This is a genomic window from Bacillus litorisediminis (genome assembly GCF_022808645.1).
Taxonomy (GTDB): domain Bacteria; phylum Bacillota; class Bacilli; order Bacillales; family JC228; genus Bacillus_BF; species Bacillus_BF litorisediminis.
Genome location: NZ_JAKZKT010000034.1, coordinates 1 through 19,644 on the forward strand (window position 1 = coordinate 1; position 19,644 = coordinate 19,644).

Genomic DNA, 19,644 nt, shown 5'->3' on the forward strand with positions numbered 1-19,644 from the left:
TTCGGTTCATGCGAACCGAAATCCTATCCGGTATTAGCCCCGGTTTCCCGGAGTTATCCCAGTCTTACAGGCAGGTTATCCACGTGTTACTCACCCGTCCGCCGCTAACCTTTGGGAGCAAGCTCCCTCAGGTCCGCTCGACTTGCATGTATTAGGCACGCCGCCAGCGTTCGTCCTGAGCCAGGATCAAACTCTCCATAAAAGTGTTTGATATAGCTCTTAAAAAAATAGAATTAACGTTGACGCTTTTCTTTGTTCAGTTTTCAAGGAGCAAGATTACTATTTTAACACACAAGTTAATGAGTGTCAATAGTAATTTTTATTTTAATGCTTTCTTGCTTCAAAAAAATGTTATGATGCAAGAGCATTTTTGGTTCGTCACTTTAAAACAGCGACCTTTATATCATAACACCCTTAACCAAGAGTGTCAATATAAATTTTTAACCTGAATTTCTTGCTTAGAAGTCGCAACAGCGACGTTTAATACTATATCAAGATAACACCTAAACAGTCAACCATTTTTTCAAAAAAATATACGCAGAGATTTTCACCCTTATAATCTCTGCGTTATTCTTTTTTATAATCCTGAAGGATAGGCATAGAATCGGTGGAACAATCCCGGTCCTTTGGTTTCTTTTTCAACCACTTTAATCACTTTTCGTTCAACTAAATATTCAATCAGCATCCCTAAATCAACAGAATACATATCAAGTTCAGGGTGAGTGAGAATCTCTTGAAACTGCCAATATTCTTTTTCCTTTAAGATTTCTAACAAATGACCTGCACCAATCTCAGTTTTGGAGTGAATTAAGAACTCACTGGCAAGGAATAAAAGCTCTAATCTTTTATCCAACGTCTCTTCACTAGTTACAAGCTCTTCATAAAGCTTATAAATTTCAGGTTCAATTTGCTTCACCTGGTTCCATACTGTTATTTCCGGATGAAAGCCATTTTCGATTACCGCTAATCTCCCTAAATGATGCAAAGAGTGAACAACATGATTATATGCGTCTAAATAATGATGATTTTCAAAGAAAGACTTTCCGTCCATATAGCGGCGGATGAGCTTGGCAAATTCTAATCCCATTTTTATTTTTCTGCCGTAAAACGGAAAGTCCCTAATTTCTTCTTTTAGCTGGTTCATAAACTCATTGCGGTCAAATAAAATTTTTCCATTATACAGCCATTCAAAGATTTTTCGATTGGTTCCGTACATGATCCATTCGCGAAGCTGTGTTTCACTCACTATGTGCAGGGCCGCTTTTTTATTTTCATATGCATAGTGTTTGATAAATACTTTTTGAGACTCATCATTTGTTACGACTAATAATACAGCGTCGAATGTGTCGGTAATGGCGCTGGATTTATGACTTTTCTCTATAAGGATAACACCTAATGTGCCAGGCTGACTTGCTCTTTCCTGATATATGGGTCGAAGGATATCTTCCATGTTCTCTCCTCCAATTGGTTAATAACATTTATTTCTACAATTAATTCAAAAGTCCTCCTCTATCCTACCATGAATCTATTTTCTGTCATGTATTATTAGAAGATTAAAAAGTATGGTATATTGTACCGTAGGAGGGACAATTTTTATGCTTAAATACTCAAGTAAGATTAATAAAATCCGTACATTCGCATTAAGTTTAATATTCGTGGGCTTCATTGTCATGTACTTTGGCATTTTTTTTCGTACTAAACCCATTATCATGACGATTTTTATGCTGCTGGGTCTTTTATTCATTATTGCCAGCACGGTAGTTTATTTTTGGATTGGGATGCTATCAACAAAAGCGGTTCAGGTTACCTGTCCGACCTGCGGAAAAATCACAAAGATCCTTGGAAGAGTCGATATATGTATGTACTGTAATGAGCCGCTGACTCTGGATCCCGCTTTAGAAGGCAAAGAATTTAATGAGGGTTATAACAATAAAAGAAAATCTAAAGAGTTATAAATAAAGCTAAACAAGGTAAACACGGAGAAGGGTTTATCTTGTTTTTTGTTTAAAACAAAAAGGTTACTCGATCGAGTAACCTTTTCTCATTTTTCTTAATGTGTTTCTTTTTTGCTGCAGTCATCACAAGTTCCGTAAATCTCCATGCGATGATGAGTTACTTTAAATCCAGTTACATGTGAAGCAAACTGCTCGACTTCATCTAAACCTGGATAATGGAAATCTACAATCTTCCCACAGCTCTCACAAATAGCATGGTAATGATCTGTAGTTACAAGATCAAATCTACTGGATGAATCTCCATACGTTAGTTCTTTCACTAACCCCACATCTTTAAATACACGTAAGTTATTGTAAACTGTGGCTACGCTCATATTTGGGAACTTTCCCTCAAGCGCTTTATAGATATCATCAGCAGTAGGATGACTCATCGATTGAATTAAGTACTCCAATATCGCATGACGTTGTGGTGTGATCCGGACACCGGTTTCTTTTAAAGCAGATATAGCCTCTTTAAGTTGAATTTGGGTCACCGTCATGCACCTTCTTTCTCGAAAAGTATTATCAGATTATAATCGTTATAATTAGTGTACTAGGAGTTTAGACTTATTGTCAATAACTAGCATAGTTGAATGCCTAAAATTAAACTTCATGCAGATTCTTTTCCAAGCATCCCGCATTTGCATTTACATAACGGGCTGCTACAAAAAGAAAATCTGATAATCGATTTAAATACGATAATACAAGCGGATTTACGTCATCCCCGATTCTGACAGCGAGACGTTCAGCCCTTCGTACGACTGTTCTTGCTACATGAAAGCTGGCCCCGGCGGGATGACCGCCCGGTAAAATGAAATTTTTTAAAGGGGTTAAAGAAGTATCTAATGTATCGATACTTTCCTCTAGCTCCTCTATATATTGAGGAGCTAATTTCCACTTTACCTCTTTTCCAGCAGGAGTCGCCAGTTCTGCTCCGACGTGGAAAAGAATCGTCTGTACAGTATGTAGTATACGCAAAAGTTCGTCTTTCCCTTCAAAAGTGACTTCTTGTAAAAGACTGACACCTTGGCCAATGAATGAGTTTGCTTCGTCACAGGTACCGTATGCTTCTACACGGATATCCGCTTTTGAAACCCGTTGTCCGTAAACAAGCGAGGTCGTTCCCTTATCCCCTGATTTGGTATAAATTTTCACGCTTAGTACCTCCTGTCCAATTGGATCACATTTTTCATTTCGCCAGGTACTCCTTTATATATATGAAGATTATGCGAAAAAATGTCAAAAGCGCGAGGCAAATAGCGCTTGCTCTTCCCGGAGATATGCGGGGTGATCGTCACATTCTCCATTGTCCATAAAGGGTGGTCTTCCGGAAGCGGTTCTTGTTCTAATACATCCAAATAAGCATGTGCAATGTCTTGTTCCTGCAGGGCTTTTATTAGAACGTCAGTTTCCACAAGATCGCCTCGCCCAATATTAATAAAGACAGCACTTTCCTTCATTAATTCAAAATGCTTCTTTTGCAGCATATGGGTGGTTGATTCAAGACTCGGCAACACAGAAACAATATAATCAGCTTGCCGCAGCGGTTCTTCCCATGATTCAATACTGTACATTTCATTAAAATTTTCGGCTGCTCTTCCTGTCGTTTTGACTCCGATGGTATGCATTCCAAATAATTGACAGCGCTTGGCTATTTCACCGCCAATTGCACCAGCACCCAGTATTAAAACAGTAGCCCCGTGTAATTCCTCTGTTCGAATCCCGCGGTTCCAGTTGCTCTCCTTTTGCTCATCAAGAAAACGGTCAAATCGTTTAGCATGCCGCAGCATTAGTCCTAGTGTGTATTCAGCCATCGGAATTTGATGGACACCTCTGGCGTTTGTAACGACGATATCCCTTGCCTGAATCGCTTCAAAAGGTAATTTCTCTACTCCGGCAGACATGACGGATATCCATTTTAAATGTTTGGCTTTTTCAATATCTTCGGCAGTTAAGTCTTCCCCATATGTAATGAAAATCTCTGCGTCTATAAATTCGTTATAAATTTCTCCCTTCAGGCCCTTGTTAAAAATAAACTCATCGTCAGGGAAAAGTTGGCGAACCAGTTCTTGCAACTCTGCAGGAGGCAGGATGGAAGAAACGATTTTCACTGCGATCATCCCCCTTTTTGAAGTCTTTTCAATTATTTTATCATTGAAACGAGTAACTAGGGAGAGATTTTGAGACGTTAAGTCAAGCTCTCCAATGTCTACTAAAAAATTCAGCAGCCCAACAAGACTGCTGAATTTTTAATTTCCTACATATCTAAGTCGTCAGCAAACATCCCTTTTTTCTTGGTTAGTTCCGCGTAGGTGCTCAAAGCCAACACAATAATGGATAGGACAAATAGTGTTCCTGCAATCGGTCGTGTGAATAGTGAAAAGAAATCTCCACCTGTAATGGTCAATGACTGCAAAAGAGCATCCTCCATAAGCTGACCTAATACGAACATCAATACCAATGGTGCAAGCGGAATGTCCACTTTCTTAAATAGATATCCGATAACTCCAAACATTAACATGACACCTACATCAAACAGGCTATTATTAATCGTATAGGTTCCAGTGATTAGAACAATCAGGATAATCGGAAACAAGATTTTAAACGGTACACGTGTGATGTTAGCCCAGATGCCTGCCAACGGCAAATTCATAATGAGCAGCAACAAGTTTCCGATAAACATGCTTGCAATAACAGCCCATACGAAATCCGGACTTTCAGAGAATAAAGAAGGTCCTGGTGTCAAACCGTGCATGATAAATGCACCGAGCAGGATTGCAATAGTAGGCGAACTGGGCAAACCAAGAGTGAATAATGGTATAAGAGCAGCACCAGAATATGCGTTATTTGCTGTTTCTGGACCTGCTACCCCTTCAATCGCTCCATTCCCGAACCTTGATGGATCCTTCGCCAGTTTCTTTTCCACCGAGTAAGAAATAAGCGGCGGAATTACGGAATTTGTCCCCGGAATCAAACCTATCCCAAAACCAATACCCGTTCCGCGAGTTATTGCTAGCATCGTCGGTTTCCATTCCTCTTTCTTTGGCAGTAATCCTTGAAGCTTCGGTGGTTTCTCCGCTTTTAAGTAGCGCTCAGCACTTAGGAGAATTTCCGAAAGTCCGAATAATCCCATTGCAATTGTGACAAAGTCGAATCCTTCCATCAGATTAATTTGTCCAAATGAAAAACGGACCATCCCGGTTACCGGATCCATTCCCACTGTTGCTAGAGTAAGACCAATTATCGCAGCTATGGCACCTCTTAGAAGTGACTTTCCCATCAGTCCAATGACCATTGTCGCCCCAAATAGCATGAGTGCGAAATATTCAGGAGGTCCGAAGTTAAGTGCGAATTTTGCCAAAGCAGGTCCGACAAGTACAAGACCAATTATGGCGACTATTCCTCCTATAAAGGAACCGATTGCAGCTGTTCCCAGGGCTGCACCAGCCCTCCCTTGTTTCGCCATAGGATACCCGTCAAATGCTGTTACAACAGAGGCTGCTTCTCCTGGTGTATTGATCAATACAGAAGTAATGGTTCCACCGTACATCGCTCCATAATATATGCCTGCAAGCATAACTATTGCTGAAATTGGCTCCATCCCGATCGTAAGCGGGATCAGGATGGCAGTTCCTGCACTCGGTCCCAACCCTGGGAGTATACCGACAAGCATCCCTACTGTAACGCCTATCAAACAGTATAATAAGTTCCACCCTGTCATAGCAGCAGCAAAACCTGAAAACAGATATTCGATAGTTTCCATGTTACTCCCTCCTTACCAGCCGAATGAATTTAGGGGTAATGGGACACCCAATAAATGATTAAATATGATAAATACGGCCGTTGTAGTAACCAATGAAATGGAAACTGCTGAATACCATTTCATTTCACCTAAAAACACTATGAGCAGAACGACCATACTTGCAATCGAAAAACCTGTGTAAGGTGCGAAAATAATAAACAATACGACTGCCAATACAATCCGTAAAACTTTCCATGCTGACTTTCCTTTTGGTAAGACGTCACCAGCCATAATCCGATTCTTCCTCATGGAACTAATGATATAAAAGACAGATAGGACAATGAGTGAAGCGCTCAAAATCATTGGAAATAAACCAGGACCCGGTCCAATTTCACTGTAAATATCAAATGATAGTGATTGCCAAAAGATAGTTGCGCCAAATAAAAGAATAACGATTCCAATCCAAACGCCAAGATTCTTCATGATCGTTCACTTCCCTTCTAATCTGTAAATAAACGAAGGTTTATTTATAAAAGCACTGCCCATAAATGCATTTTTAACTATTGAAATATCAGGGTTCATTTTTCAACCTGCTATTTTTCTAATTGGATAAAACGCTTTCATTTCTTAAAAAACTTTTCTCGAACGAAAGATTAGTATATTCTGAATGATATAGTTAATTGACTATCAAGAATTTTCAAAAAATGTTGGTTCTGACTGACTGCTTGGTTTCAAGCATATAATCCATCCAATTCGGCAGCAGTCAGCTAAAAAACAACTATTCAAGATAGAAGGTGCCAGACATGAAGGAACCGATAATGCTCCCCTCCTTCTGGATTGAAAACTCTCCGTATGATTGGAGACTGTTAATTGAAGGAGGGAAACAATACAGCGAATATAAAAAAGGCGAGACACTGTTCTTAGCCGGTGAAAAAATGAAAACAGTGTTTCTTATTAAATCCGGTAAAGTCAAGCTTTCCATCACCAACACCGAAGGAAATGAAAAAACTGTAGGTTACTTGGGAAAAAACAGTATTGTTGGAACCTCTTCCGTGTTTCACGCGGAGTATATGTTTAATGCTACTACTGTTTCAAAATGCCTTTTATTCAAATTCAGTAAGGAAGAATTTATTCAAAAAGTGATGCAGAATGACCAATTGATGCTGCAGGTATTTAAAATCATGAGCATGCGGATTCGTATATTGACGAATCACGCTTTGGATTTATCCTTTAACCATTCTTATAATCGCTTAGCCAGGGCACTAATTGAAATTAGCGAGACCTATGGCAAACCGAAAAAAAATGGTGCAATCCTCATTGATTACAAGATTACACAGCGGGAATTTGCCGAATTGATTGGAACTACACTTGTCACTGTGTCAAATCATTTGAAAAAGCTTATTGAAGCAGGGATTATAGAAAAACGGAAACAGCAGTATACAATATTAGATTTCGATTCCCTTCAAAGAATTGCGGATGGAGAAGATATCACAAAAACTTGAAATCGCAGCCTTCATCTGCTTGAAGGACATTTTCAACAAACATTTTTTGATAACCTCTCTCTGGTTTCTGAGGTTTTACAGGGATCTCTCTTTTCCGTTTTTCTATCTCTTCCTCGGAAACTAAAAGATTCAATTCTCTATTTTCAAGGTCAAATTCAATGATATCTCCATCTAATACATAATTTAATGGCCCCCCTGCAGCTGCCTCTGGAGAAACATGCAAAATCACCGTTCCGAAAGCAGTTCCGCTCATTCGTCCATCAGATATACGCACCATATCCTTGACACCTTCAGCTAATAGTTTTTTAGGTATCGGAATATAACCCGCTTCCGGCATGCCTGGGGCACCTATGGGACCAATATTTTTTAATACCATTATCGTATCCTTATCCACATCTAAATCAGGGTCATCAATTCTCTTATCCATATCGTGGATGTTCTCAAATACCAGTGCACGACCTTTATGGTAAGGAATGGAGGCAGTTGAATGCTTGACAATGGCCCCTCTTGGAGCAAGCGATCCATAAAGCACTGCCAGTCCTCCGCTTTTTGACAATGCTTTTTCCTCTGTTCGGATAATATCCTCATATTCTTTGATACGGGATACCTGTGAAAGATTTTCCCTCAATGTCTTGCCTGTTACAGTCTGCTCGTCCAAGTATAAATACGGCTGTAGCTCTTTCAATAAAACCGGCACTCCCCCGGCTTTATGAAAATCCTCCATCTGATACTTGCCTGCCGGACGGATATTGGCAATCAAAGGGGTATTTTGACTGATTTCATCAAAATCCTTTAAGGTAATGCTAAAGCCAAGACGTCTAGCAATAGCAATTAAATGAATAATTGTATTTGTGGATCCCCCGATTGCCATTAATGCAGTGATCGCATTTCGAATCGAATTTTCCGTAACAATATCAGAAAACTTTTTTCCTTCTTCTACTAAGCGGACAATTGCCTTTCCAGTTTCTATGCTGTGTTGCAGGCGTTCATTATGAGTAGCAGGAATGGAGGCACCTCCTGGCAGCATCAAGCCCATCGTTTCCGTACAAACTGCAATTGAACTTGCACTGCCCATTACCATACAATGACCAGCTGTTGGAGCCAATTTTTCATTAATTTCCATTAACTGTTGTTCATCGATGGCATTTGCTCTATACTCCTGCCAAAAATAGCGGCAATCCGAACAGGCACCTAAAGTACGGCCACGGTATTCCCCATTATTCATCGGTCCACCTGTAATGAGGATAGAAGGAATATCGGCACTTGCCGCACCCATTAGTAAAGCGGGAGCCATCTTATCACAGCCCCCAATCAATACTACCCCATCAATAGGCTGTGCGTTTATCATCTCTTCCGTATCCATCGCAGCTAAATTCCGATAAAGCATGGTGGTTGGGTATGTATTAATTTCTCCCAGAGAAATGATTGGAAATTCAAGCGGGATTCCTCCCGCCATTAACACCCCTTTTTTAATAGCCTCTACAATTGGTTTTAAATGAGAATGACAACGGTTGATTTCACTATACGTATTGCAAATTCCGATAATCGGTTTATTTTGATCTTCTACTGAAAACCCTAACTGACGATTGAAAGCCTTACGTATGAATTTACTGAATCCGATATCACCGTAAGAAGTTAGCTTGTTATTATACATACGTTATCCCCTTTAGCTAAAGATCCCATTATGCTTTTATGAATTTCTTAGATAATTCATTCATTGCCTGTTCATGACCCTCGTGGAAAACACTGATTGCCATTTGTGAAGATACATAGTCAAGGGACTGTTTGAGTGTCATTGTCTGTGATTCTTTTACAATCCGCTTCGTCATTTGAATCACTTCTTGAGATTTTGATAAAATCACGTTGCAAATATCATTGGTAAATCGTTCCAATTGATTATGAGGAACGACATGGCTAACGAGCTTCAAATCAAAAGCTTCATCTGCACTTAAAACTTTTGCGGTCCAGAACATTTCTAAAGCTTTATCCAATCCAACGATTCTTGGGAGATAATACCCTCCACCGTCTCCAGGAACAATTCCCGCGTTAATATACGTCTCGCCAAGCTTTGCTTGATCAGATGCAATTCGAATATCACACATCAATGCCATATCCAAGCCAGCTCCCATCGCATGGCCATTTATCACAGCTATCATCGGCTTATCGATTTCTTCCATAAGTAAAGGAATACGCTGGATATTCTTCCATAGACTATTTTTTACATGAAGCGGAGTACTGCGAAAATCTATATCGTCGGTATCTTTTTTGGATAAGAATCCTTCCTTATTAATCATCGATTTAACATCCCCGCCTGCACAGAATGCACGTCCATTACCGGTAACAATACCGATATGGATGTCATCGTTATCCCGGATTTCGATTAATGCTTTTATCCAGAGATCAATCATTTCCTTACTGAATGCATTCATGCTTTCCGGACGGTTCAGAGTAATCTTTGCGATATTCCCTTCTACCTCAAATAGTAAGTCGGTCATATGAGCGGACCACTCCTTCCGAAATCATTTTGTCTATCTCTTCTTCCGAGTAACCAAGACTTTGCAATATCTCTCTTGAATGTTCGCCTAAAAGATTGGAAGATGATTGGACCTTCACTTCAGATCGGGAAAATTTAATGGGCGCCTTAATAACAGGAATGGTACCTAGAAGCGGATGCTCTGTATTTACTATCACTCCATGTTCCTTTACAATCTCACTGTTAACGAGTTCATGTATTCCCCAAACCGGTCCGTGAAGGACATTGCAGCGCTCAAATATTTCACACCACTCGTCTGTAGTTCTCTGCTTGAATGTTTTATTCAATGCAGCAGTTAGTTCTTCTCTACAATTAACACGTTTATGATTAGTGTCATATTTCTCAATTAGCAAATCTTCACGGCCAACAGCCCGACAGAAAGGTTCCCATGCATGGTCTGCTTGAGCTCCTGCCATAATCCAGCCATCCGCAGTAGGAAATGCTTGGTATGGAACAACCTGGGAATGCTGATTACCCATTGGGATTGGATTTTCTCCAGTTGCTATATATTGTCCAAACCTTGTTGATAAATTAAGGACCATCATATCAATTAAGTTGATTTCAATTTTTTGTCCTTCTCCGCTAATCTCTCGTTCGTATAGAGCTGCTGCAATAGCACCAAAACCAACGAAGGCAGTCGTATTGTCTGCAATTGGTACTCCCGGCAAAATAGGAGGAGAATGTTTGTCATTGGCAGTCATACTCATAACTGCCCCCATCCCCTGGATAATTGGATCCATTCCTGGACGGTCCTTATACTTTCCTTCTTCTCCGAAAGCTGAAACACTTAAATAAATGATACGAGGATTGATTTCTTTGACTTGTTCATAACCTAATCCCAACTTTTCCATAACACCTGGGCGATAGTTTTCAATGATGACATCTGATTCCATGATGAGTTTTCGGACAGCTTCCAACCCGCCCTTTGATTTCAAGTTTACGGATATTCCCTTTTTGCCGTGATTGTATGCAATATAAAGGTAGCTTTCTCCTTTATCGAAATAAGAGCCCGTTGTCCTTACCTGATCTCCTGACGGCGGTTCAATTTTAATCACATTGGCTCCCAAATCTGAAAGGATATTTCCGCAATATGGAGCAGACAGCCAATGTGTAAATTCCAAAACTTGAATACTATTAAGCACACCTTTTCCCATCTATAACATCTCCTTGGAAGTTAAAACATCTAATTAATAGCCAAGCAAATCACTTAAGCTCTTTACGTCTTCCTCGTCTTCCACCATCATTTCTTTGTATCCTTCCGAATCTAAATAGTGGACTTGCAATCCTTGTTCGCCCATCTCCTTCACATGTTCTTCATTTTCAATTGCCTTTTGAAGAGCTTCGCTTAACACTTTTAGCTTATCGTCCGGCAATCCAGCTGGAGCGGCAAGTCCGCGGGCGGAACGGAAAATTAAATCTTCATATCCCAGTTCCACAGTCGTAGGGACATCTTCTAAAAATGGAGAACGTTCCTCAGAGAAAACGGCAATGGCTTCTAATTGACCATTATTATGCAAATTCACAGCTTCCCCCGTTTTCGCTACAAATAAATCAACGTGTCCGCCAAGTACTTGAGTAGAGCCTTCAGCCGCACCTTTTGTATGAACAGGAGTAATTTTTGTACCGTAGTATTCATTCATCTTTAAAATCGCCATATGGTCATTACTTCCGAAACCGGATGTAGTTGCAGTCAATTCATTCTCTTTGGCATATTCAATCATTTCTTCAAAATTAGTAAAGCGTGTTTCCCCTGTTTTAATCGCCACTACCCCTGGATCCAATACATGATTGGCGAGAAACTGGAAGCTCTCAAGATTTTCTGAACGTTTATTTTTCGGGTCTAAATACCCGGTTATAATATTCGGAGAGTTAATATATCCAATTGTGTAACCATCAGGCTTTGCTTTCGCCAATTCTGACCAGCCAATCCAGCCAGCACCCCCTGGCTTGTTCTCAATCTTAATCGCCACCCCTAATTCCTTTTCTAAATACTGCTGTAAAATACGGGCTCCCGTATCCGTTCCGCCGCCAGCCGCATAAGATACAATCAATGTAATCGGCTTATCCGGATATTGTCCGCTATCAGCATCCCCGACAGCAGTTTTGCTGCATCCGCTCATTAACAATGCCACCCCTAAAAGTAGAACCATAAACCATTTTTTCATTTTCATAGCAACCTCCCTATTTAAGAAAACGCTTTCAAATTTAATAGAATTTTATCCTTTGTTCACCTTAAAAAATATAAAATATTTTATATTTTTAGTTTTTTCTTAAAAAAATCACCGTCAATAAAGAAAGTTTTTGCCTTTCGCTTTTATTTACACACAAAAAAAAGCGAGTCCACCGCGTGGACTCGTGACCGAGAAGTATTGAGGAGGTATGCCCTAATACAAGTTATTCTGACAAGACTGGATCGGCATGGACAATTGTCCCTTTTTTAAAAAATGGGCGATTTTTATTTATCACTGTGGCTCTTAATAAACTCAAGCGCTTCTTCTACATGCCCCGCTACCTTCACCTTGCGGAATTCCTTCACCAATATACCCTCAGGGTCAATAATAAAGGTAGACCGTTCAATCCCTAAAAATTCTTTGCCAAACATTTTCTTTGGCTTCCAGACATCGTAAGCCTCTGCTACTTTATGGTTTTCATCCGCCAATAACAAAAAAGGCAGACCATGTTTTTTTATAAATTTTTCGTGAGATTTTACAGGATCCGGGCTAACTCCTAAAATCACTGCGTTTAATCCCTCAAACTCTTTATGATAGTCCCGAAAATCACAGGCTTCGGTTGTACAGCCTGGGGTCATGTCTTTCGGATAAAAATAAACGACGACATATTTGCCCTTGTAATCTGATAATTTTACGGTTTCACCATTACTGGCCACTAGTTCAAATTGCGGAGCTTTTTTTCCAACTGCTGCAGTCATTATGATTCCTCCTTACTGACTTTACTACTAGCTCTAGGGTAACGAAAGCCGCAGCGAAAAACAACCTTCCCGCTTTAGTAGAAAGACCGATGCGCCTCTTCCCGCACTACTTTTATAACAAAACTTGTCGGGATCATATAACCGGTAAAAGCTTCAATGATTGCAATCAACTTTCCGATTCCGATTGGAACAAAGTCGCCATACCCGACAGCAAACAACGTCACACCGCTTACATATAAAGAGTCCGTTAACATCGTAAAGTAATTACTGCTTTCTAAATCCTTAATCACGGTTATTCCATTTAAAGTCAAGATAAGGTAAAGCAAGGCAAAACCTATTAATACGGTCAGATACACAGATAAATAATAAAGCGTATAGCTGCTGAGTTTAGGTCTGCGGGAACGGTCATCCGTTACCACCCCACTCAGGCTTAAAGACAGGATAAATATGATAATTATCAAAAATACAATGACCATGCCTTCACCTAAACCTTTTTTCTACTAATATATGAGACAGGCTCCCCCAACTATTCATCCTGCTATGTAATCCTTTTAAAAATTAGGTTTTTTCTAACTTAATCGTGTTTCTTTATGAAAGAAAGATTAGCATGCTACAATAAAGTAGATTAAACCTTAGAGGAGTGTCTTCATTGAATTTTTCACAATCTGAAACATTACATAAAGAAGCATTAGAACATATTGTTGGGGGTGTCAATAGTCCGTCACGGTCCTATAAGGCTGTCGGAGGAGGCTCACCTGTTGCGATGGAGCGGGCAGAGGGCGCCTATTTTTGGGATGTCGACGGCAATAAATATATTGACTACTTAGCAGCGTATGGACCGATTATTGCCGGACACGCCCACCCTCATATTACAAAAGCAATTACGAAGGCAGCAGAAACAGGAGTTCTTTACGGGACTCCGACGAGACATGAAGTAACGTTTGCGAAAATGTTAAAGGAAGCCATTCCTTCCTTAGATAAAGTTCGTTTCGTTAATTCAGGTACAGAAGCAGTAATGACAACGATTCGCGTCGCTCGTGCCTATACAGGCAGAGATAAGATACTTAAATTTGCCGGCTGTTACCACGGTCACTCAGACCTAGTTCTCGTAGCTGCAGGTTCAGGCCCTTCTACTTTAGGAACGCCCGACTCAGCTGGTGTGCCAAAAAGTATAGCCCAAGAAGTGATTACGGTTCCGTTTAATGAAATTGAGCCTTTAAAAGAGGCACTAGACAAATGGGGCGACCAAATCGCAGCTGTATTAGTTGAACCAATCGTAGGGAATTTTGGAATTGTAGAGCCCAAACCAGGTTTTCTTGAACAAGTGAATGAGTTAGCCCACTCTGCCGGTGCACTGGTCATTTATGATGAAGTCATCACAGCTTTCCGCTTCATGTACGGGGGAGCGCAAAACTTGCTCGGGGTTACGCCTGACCTGACAGCTTTAGGAAAAATTATTGGCGGCGGGCTGCCAATCGGTGCGTATGGCGGTAAAAAAGAAATTATGGAGGAGGTTGCCCCTCTCGGCCCAGCTTACCAAGCTGGAACGATGGCCGGAAACCCCGCCTCCATGCTAGCAGGTATAGCTTGTTTAGAGGTGTTACAGCAAGAGGGTGTCTATGAAAAATTAGATCAGCTAGGCGCAGTGCTTGAAAACGGAATTTTGGAAGCAGCTAAGAAACATGGGACTGCGATTACCATTAATCGCCTTAAGGGTGCCCTAACGGTTTATTTTACAGATCAAAAAGTTGAAAACTACGATCAGGCTCAAGCAACTGACGGCGAAATGTTTGCGAAATTTTTTAAATTAATGCTGAACCAGGGAGTTAACTTGGCCCCTTCGAAATACGAAGCATGGTTTTTAACCACAGCGCATACTTTAGAAGATGTAGAAAAAACGGTAGAAGCAGTAGATTATGCTTTTTCACAACTAAAGAAATAATGAAAATTTATACAGAGTGGTGAATATTGTTCCACTCTGTATTTATTTTATCTAATTTTTTGCAAGCGTTTACATCATTGGTGGTACTAGTTACCATTCAAGTATATGCATAATTATTTGATTTCAGAAAATTCTTATGATATGATAGTGGTACCGTTCTGAATTTTCCATCTACTTAGCTTTTCTTTCCTGTATCACTCCTGTATCTTGAATGCCCTTACATATGTTCTATCCACAAACGTTTTTAAAGGAGGTGAAGGCAGCTAAGGTAAACCTTAGTTAGCCAATGCAAATGAAAAAATGGAGTCCAAAGAATTTTTCCGAATATTATCATGCTGAACACGATGCATGTGGAATTGTAGCCTCAATTGAAAAAAAACGAATCCCTACAAAAGAAAATATTATGAATTGTATCAATGCGCTAATTACAATGAATCATCGTGCTGGTTTCATTAATGGCGAAGGTGACGGGGTTGGTATCCATATCGACGTCCCTAAATCATTATGGAAAGAAAAGCTTAAAGCAAACAACGCTGATCCTTCCCTCGTTAATGACCCAGCCTTTACAGTGGGTCATTTTTTTATCAGCCGGCAAAATCACAGTCAAGATATTGCTCAGTTAAAACAGCTATTAGATGGATTCGGCTTCCAACTAGTCTATGAATCTGCGAATCAAGTGAAAGAAGAAGCCTTAGGACCAATCGCACGTTTAGAAAACCCGGTATTTTGGCAAATTGCTGTTTTAGGTGATGCGGCAGATGAAAAAGCCTATAACGCAAAAATCTTTGACTTTATTATTGCTGCTGAAAAAAATGAAAATGTCCATGTAGCTTCATTTAGCCAGCATCATGCTGTTTATAAAGTAATGGGAGCCGGTGATTTACTGGCTAAATATTTCAAAGACATCTCCAGTCCGTTAATAGCCTCTACGATGACATTAGGTCATAACCGTTATTCTACTAATACATTATCAAACTTCTTTAGAGTGCAGCCTTTCAGTATTTTAGGACATAATGGAGAAATTAATACGATTTCAAAACTTGAGGACGAAGCCAGTATGCTGGATGTTCCTTTAGTGGACGGCGGAAGTGACTCCCAAAATTTAAACAGAACCATCGAGGCTTTCATTTTTCAGCATGGATATTCTTTATTCGAAGCTATCGATATTGCGTTCCCGCCGATTCTTAACGAGATCAAGTCTTATCCAGATCACTTGCAGGATTTATATACGTATATTCGTGAGGCATGGGGACATTTTGCCCAGGGTCCAGCTGCGATTATTTCACGCTACAAGGATGAGGCTGTATTTAGTGTTGATGCTCTTGGTCTTAGACCTTTGTGGATGCTATCGACTGAGTCTTCCTATCTGTTCTCATCTGAGCCAGGGATTATGCTGACTTCTGAATATGTAGAGGATCCGAAACCATTAGGCCCTGGTGAAAAAGTAGGGTTGAAATGGGATGGCGAAGAGATCCGGGTTTACTTTATGGAAGACTATCAGCAAGAGGTTTATAACAGATTTATAAGCAGACATGAGATTGCTGGGGTCAGAAAACAGCTTTTCCCTCCCTCAATCGAACAGCCAGAATATCGTATCGTAGAAATGTCAAACAACCAAATTACAAATGGACAATATAACGCATTTGGCTGGGAAAGAGAACATATTCAGCTGCTTGAACAAATGGCTGTAAAAGGAGCGGAACCAATCCGTTCCCTTGGACATGACGCACCGCTCGCAGCCATGAATCCAAGCCGCTCAAATCTTGCAGATTTTATTAAAGAAAGTGTTGCGGTTGTTACGAACCCTGCGATTGACCGCGACCGTGAAATGGAACACTTTTCAACGAGAACGATTTTAGGAAAAAGACCTGCTCTTGGCGGCGGGACACAAATCGAAGAAATCGTTCAGCTTGCCAGTCCCATTTTAATCGAAGGAAAAATGGGCAGCTTAGCCAGCCCAATGGTTGGACAGCCGAGCTTTGAACAAGTCGTTTATTTCTTTGAAAGCAAGAAGCTGAGCTACTCGATTTCAACAACCTTTACAGAGAAAGAGAACCTTGCTCAAGCTCTTGAGCGGATTAACGAAGAAGTAATTGCAGCAGTTAAGGAAGGAAAAACCCTGATTATCCTTGATGACAAGGCTGCTCACCGTGACGGGAACCTATGGATTGACCCACATTTGGTCGTCGCATCCGTACACCAGGCACTTGTTAAGAAAAAATTACGGAGAGAATGCTCTATTTTAGTTCGCTCAGCTGCCATGCGATCTTTGCATGACCTGATGATTGCCTTTGGTCTAGGAGCTAATGCTGTGAGCCCATATTATATGTTCACTACGGTGTATGACGGAGAAGCACATCCTGTAGTGAATCTGTTTTCAGCTCTCAACAAAGGGATTGAAAAGGTTATTTCAACGATTGGAATACACGAGCTTAGAGGCTACGGACGTCTCTTCTCTAGCATCGGTCTTCATGATGAAGTTGCTGATGTGCTGCAGATTGTTAACTTTTTCGGATCTGATCAGGTCAAACATAACTTTGACTTTTTAAAACAAGACTCGATTCAGCGTGCGATTGATTATCATGAAGAATCAAGCCGAATCGGCAAATCGTTCCACCTCTTCCCTCGGATTTGGAAGGCGCTTGGAGATGTGGCTAAAACAGGTGACTATACAGCTTATCGCGAAAAAATGGATGAACAAGAACAAGAAAATCCAACTACCATTCGCCATTTAACCGAACTGAAAAAGAATGAAAAATCTGCGGTCAAGCCGTCTGAGGTTAACATTTCAGTCGGGGATCACAGTCTGCCATTTGTTATTGCATCGATGTCATTCGGTTCGCAAAACGAAATTGCGTTTCGTGCTTATGCAGAAGGTGCCGACCGCTTAAACATGGTCAGCATGAATGGTGAAGGCGGAGAAATAAAGGATATGCTCGGAAAATATCCAAAAACGAGAGGACAGCAAATAGCTTCTGGACGTTTTGGTGTAAATGCAGAGCTCCTCAATTCTTCTAATCTATTAGAAATTAAAATTGGTCAGGGAGCGAAGCCTGGAGAAGGCGGACATTTGCCAGGCTCCAAGGTAACAGCCAAAATTGCAGAGGCCAGAAACGCAACAATTGGGTCTGATCTGATTTCACCTTCCAATAACCATGATATTTATTCGATTGAAGACTTAGCGCAAATGATTCATGAACTAAAAACGGCCAATGATCAAGCGAAAGTGGCTGTTAAAGTACCTGTAGTTCCAAATATCGGCACGATTGCAGTTGGAATCGCCAAAGCTGGTGCGGATATCATTACACTGAGCGGTTTTGACGGCGGTACGGGAGCTGCACGGATTCATGCGCTTCAGTACGTCGGCCTTCCAGTCGAAATCGGTGTCAAGGCTGCGCATAATGCTTTACTCGAAGCTGGGCTGCGGAAAAAAGTTGAAATCTGGGCTGATGGCGGTATTAAGAGTGCGAAAGACGTATTAAAAGTGATGCTTCTTGGCGCTAACCGTGTCGGTTTCGGTACCCTTTCGATGATTGCGATCGGATGTACCACTTGCCGCGGCTGTCACCTAGACACCTGTCATGTTGGAATTGCGACACAAATTGAAAACGAAGTTCAAGCGAAAGAACATGGTCTGCGCCGTTTTGTGCCAAGACAATTTGACTTGGCGGTCCAAGGAATCGTCAACCTATTCTCAGCGTTTGGAGAAGAACTAAAGCGTCTGGCTGCAGAAATGGGAGTAAAAAATCTTCAGGATGTAGTCGGCCGCTCCGATTTATTAGAGCATGCTAAAGGACTAGACCTTCTTGATTTAAGCCAGCTGTTAAAACCAATTACCGTTGAGTCCATGCCATCCATGGAAGCTGCAGCTGCACTTGAAGAATCTTCTCTCTCTATGGCTGTTGGTGCTGAAAGCTACGACGCTTCCTTCAGTGATATTCGCGAATCGAAGGAATTTGTCGGCATTATCTCAAACCAACGCGTATTAGGCAGCCGCGTTTCCGGCCACCGTGTCAGAGGTCGTCTGGACGGTTCCTATCGCCAGCTTCCTCCGGTTCACCTGAGCTTTAAAAAGGGTTCCATCCCTGGAAACGGTCTTGCGGCTTATAACACAGAAGGCATTTCCCTCTCCATCCAGGGCGGCGCACAAGACGGTGTTGGAAAAACTTCATTCGGCGGTCAAATTGCCGTGTTGAAAGGTAAAGGTAAAGATGGATCCTTCTATAACGGATCTGTCGGTAAAGGGTTTGGCTATGGAGCTCAATCCGGTCTCCTCATTGCTCAAGGCAATGCGGACGCACGTGCGGGAATCCGCTTATCCGGTGCCGATTTGATTATTGGAGGACAACGCAAAGTTCCGGTCCCTGAACAGGAAAAAGGGAATATTGCGGTTCATGCGAACATCAAAGGCTTTGCCTTCGAATATATGACTAACGGAAGAGGTCTTGTCTTAGGAGATCCAGGTCCATGGATTTGCGCTGGTATGACAGGCGGTGTCGTCTACCTTCGCCTTGACCCTGCGATTGGATTGACTCAAGAAGCCCTCCGCCGCAGAATTGCAAAAGGAGCTAAAGTCTCCATGCAGCCATTGGATGAAAATGGCAAGAAAGATGTTGTGGAACTGCTTGATTCGTACCTCGCTGCTTTAGAGGATACAGAGCAATTTGAAGAAATAAAATGGATTCAATCGCTTCAAAGCAGTCCAGAAAAACATTTTATTCAAGTGATTCCTGCGAAGGAACAAGCGGATCCGTCTGTTTCAACTGAGTGATCCGGATAATTTGAATACGTTAGTGGACCCGCTGCCGCAAGTATGTTTGTGGCGGCGGGTTTTTTTCATGTGCGGCTCTAGTTAACTTTAATAAAAAAAGGCCGATTCGCTTCTCCAGCTTTGTATGAGGATCCGTGTGGCGCAAATTTTTGCCGGACATACAATCCGCTATTTGCCAGCCCCCGTCCACCAACTTTTCTCTTGAACATCCAAGCAAACCCATGTATAGTA

At 41.2% G+C, this 19,644-nt stretch carries 16 protein-coding genes and 1 rRNA gene; 4 read left to right on the forward strand and 13 right to left on the reverse strand.

Going from position 1 to position 19,644, the window contains the following annotated elements; all coding sequences use genetic code 11:
* Nucleotides 1-202: ribosomal RNA gene (locus MLE14_RS15930) — 16S ribosomal RNA — on the reverse strand; the annotation flags it as partial.
* A 375-nt stretch (nucleotides 203-577) separates the two neighbouring features.
* Nucleotides 578-1,450, reverse strand: coding sequence for a nucleotidyltransferase-like protein (locus tag MLE14_RS15935; protein ID WP_243299408.1), 873 nt, complete (start codon nucleotides 1,448-1,450; stop codon nucleotides 578-580).
* 145 nt (nucleotides 1,451-1,595) lie between these two features.
* On the opposite strand from MLE14_RS15935, the gene MLE14_RS15940 reads away from it, so the two are divergent.
* Nucleotides 1,596-1,955 (forward strand): YgzB family protein, encoded by a 360-nt coding sequence (locus MLE14_RS15940; RefSeq protein ID WP_243299409.1) that lies wholly within the window; start codon nucleotides 1,596-1,598, stop codon nucleotides 1,953-1,955.
* A gap of 95 nt (nucleotides 1,956-2,050) precedes the next feature.
* Here MLE14_RS15940 and perR read toward each other — a convergent pair whose 3' ends face one another.
* The 5 genes from perR to MLE14_RS15965 form a co-directional block, all read right to left on the reverse strand.
* Nucleotides 2,051-2,494, reverse strand: a complete 444-nt coding sequence (perR, locus tag MLE14_RS15945; protein WP_279326365.1) for a peroxide-responsive transcriptional repressor PerR — start codon at nucleotides 2,492-2,494, stop codon at nucleotides 2,051-2,053.
* Between the two features lie 103 nt (nucleotides 2,495-2,597).
* Nucleotides 2,598-3,149 carry a cob(I)yrinic acid a,c-diamide adenosyltransferase gene (locus tag MLE14_RS15950; RefSeq protein ID WP_243299411.1) on the reverse strand — a complete coding sequence of 184 codons (552 nt, stop codon included), beginning with the start codon at nucleotides 3,147-3,149 and terminating at the stop codon, nucleotides 2,598-2,600.
* Nucleotides 3,150-3,151: 2 nt separating this feature from the next.
* Nucleotides 3,152-4,105 (reverse strand): D-2-hydroxyacid dehydrogenase, encoded by a 954-nt coding sequence (locus MLE14_RS15955; RefSeq protein WP_243299412.1) that lies wholly within the window; start codon nucleotides 4,103-4,105, stop codon nucleotides 3,152-3,154.
* Nucleotides 4,106-4,251: 146 nt separating this feature from the next.
* Entirely contained in the window at nucleotides 4,252-5,757 is a 1,506-nt protein-coding gene (locus tag MLE14_RS15960) for a tripartite tricarboxylate transporter permease (protein ID WP_243299413.1), read from the reverse strand.
* A 12-nt stretch (nucleotides 5,758-5,769) separates the two neighbouring features.
* Nucleotides 5,770-6,219 carry a tripartite tricarboxylate transporter TctB family protein gene (locus MLE14_RS15965; RefSeq protein WP_243299414.1) on the reverse strand — a complete coding sequence of 150 codons (450 nt, stop codon included), beginning with the start codon at nucleotides 6,217-6,219 and terminating at the stop codon, nucleotides 5,770-5,772.
* Nucleotides 6,220-6,539: 320 nt separating this feature from the next.
* On the opposite strand from MLE14_RS15965, the gene MLE14_RS15970 reads away from it, so the two are divergent.
* The gene (locus MLE14_RS15970) at nucleotides 6,540-7,238 is read left to right on the forward strand and encodes a Crp/Fnr family transcriptional regulator (RefSeq protein ID WP_243299415.1); all 699 of its coding nucleotides are present in this window, start codon (nucleotides 6,540-6,542) and stop codon (nucleotides 7,236-7,238) included.
* Here the strand turns inward: MLE14_RS15970 and MLE14_RS15975 are convergent.
* The 6 genes from MLE14_RS15975 to MLE14_RS16000 all read right to left on the reverse strand — a co-directional run bounded on the left by MLE14_RS15975 (nucleotide 7,225) and on the right by MLE14_RS16000 (nucleotide 13,176).
* Nucleotides 7,225-8,892, reverse strand: a complete 1,668-nt coding sequence (locus tag MLE14_RS15975; protein ID WP_243299416.1) for a dihydroxy-acid dehydratase — start codon at nucleotides 8,890-8,892, stop codon at nucleotides 7,225-7,227. The two genes, MLE14_RS15970 and MLE14_RS15975, sit on opposite strands and share 14 nt — an antisense overlap.
* A 28-nt stretch (nucleotides 8,893-8,920) precedes the next feature.
* Entirely contained in the window at nucleotides 8,921-9,733 is an 813-nt protein-coding gene (locus MLE14_RS15980; protein WP_243299417.1) for an enoyl-CoA hydratase/isomerase family protein, read from the reverse strand.
* Nucleotides 9,714-10,925, reverse strand: coding sequence for a CaiB/BaiF CoA transferase family protein (locus MLE14_RS15985; protein WP_243299418.1), 1,212 nt, complete (start codon nucleotides 10,923-10,925; stop codon nucleotides 9,714-9,716). Before MLE14_RS15985 ends, MLE14_RS15980 begins: the two co-directional genes overlap by 20 nt.
* Nucleotides 10,926-10,958: 33 nt before the next feature.
* Nucleotides 10,959-11,936, reverse strand: coding sequence for a tripartite tricarboxylate transporter substrate binding protein (locus MLE14_RS15990; RefSeq protein WP_243299419.1), 978 nt, complete (start codon nucleotides 11,934-11,936; stop codon nucleotides 10,959-10,961).
* 290 nt (nucleotides 11,937-12,226) lie between these two features.
* Nucleotides 12,227-12,700 carry a thioredoxin-dependent thiol peroxidase gene (gene bcp, locus MLE14_RS15995; protein WP_243299420.1) on the reverse strand — a complete coding sequence of 158 codons (474 nt, stop codon included), beginning with the start codon at nucleotides 12,698-12,700 and terminating at the stop codon, nucleotides 12,227-12,229.
* Between the two features lie 74 nt (nucleotides 12,701-12,774).
* Nucleotides 12,775-13,176 (reverse strand): potassium channel family protein, encoded by a 402-nt coding sequence (locus tag MLE14_RS16000; RefSeq protein WP_243299421.1) that lies wholly within the window; start codon nucleotides 13,174-13,176, stop codon nucleotides 12,775-12,777.
* Between the two features lie 173 nt (nucleotides 13,177-13,349).
* Between MLE14_RS16000 and MLE14_RS16005 the strand changes: the two genes are divergently transcribed.
* Together MLE14_RS16005 and MLE14_RS16010 are read left to right on the forward strand one after the other, a co-directional pair.
* The gene (locus MLE14_RS16005; RefSeq protein WP_243299422.1) at nucleotides 13,350-14,642 is read left to right on the forward strand and encodes a glutamate-1-semialdehyde 2,1-aminomutase; all 1,293 of its coding nucleotides are present in this window, start codon (nucleotides 13,350-13,352) and stop codon (nucleotides 14,640-14,642) included.
* Between the two features lie 286 nt (nucleotides 14,643-14,928).
* On the forward strand, nucleotides 14,929-19,413 hold the full coding sequence (locus MLE14_RS16010) for a glutamate synthase-related protein (RefSeq protein ID WP_243299423.1): 4,485 nt from the start codon (nucleotides 14,929-14,931) through the stop codon (nucleotides 19,411-19,413).
* Nucleotides 19,414-19,644 lie beyond the last annotated feature (231 nt).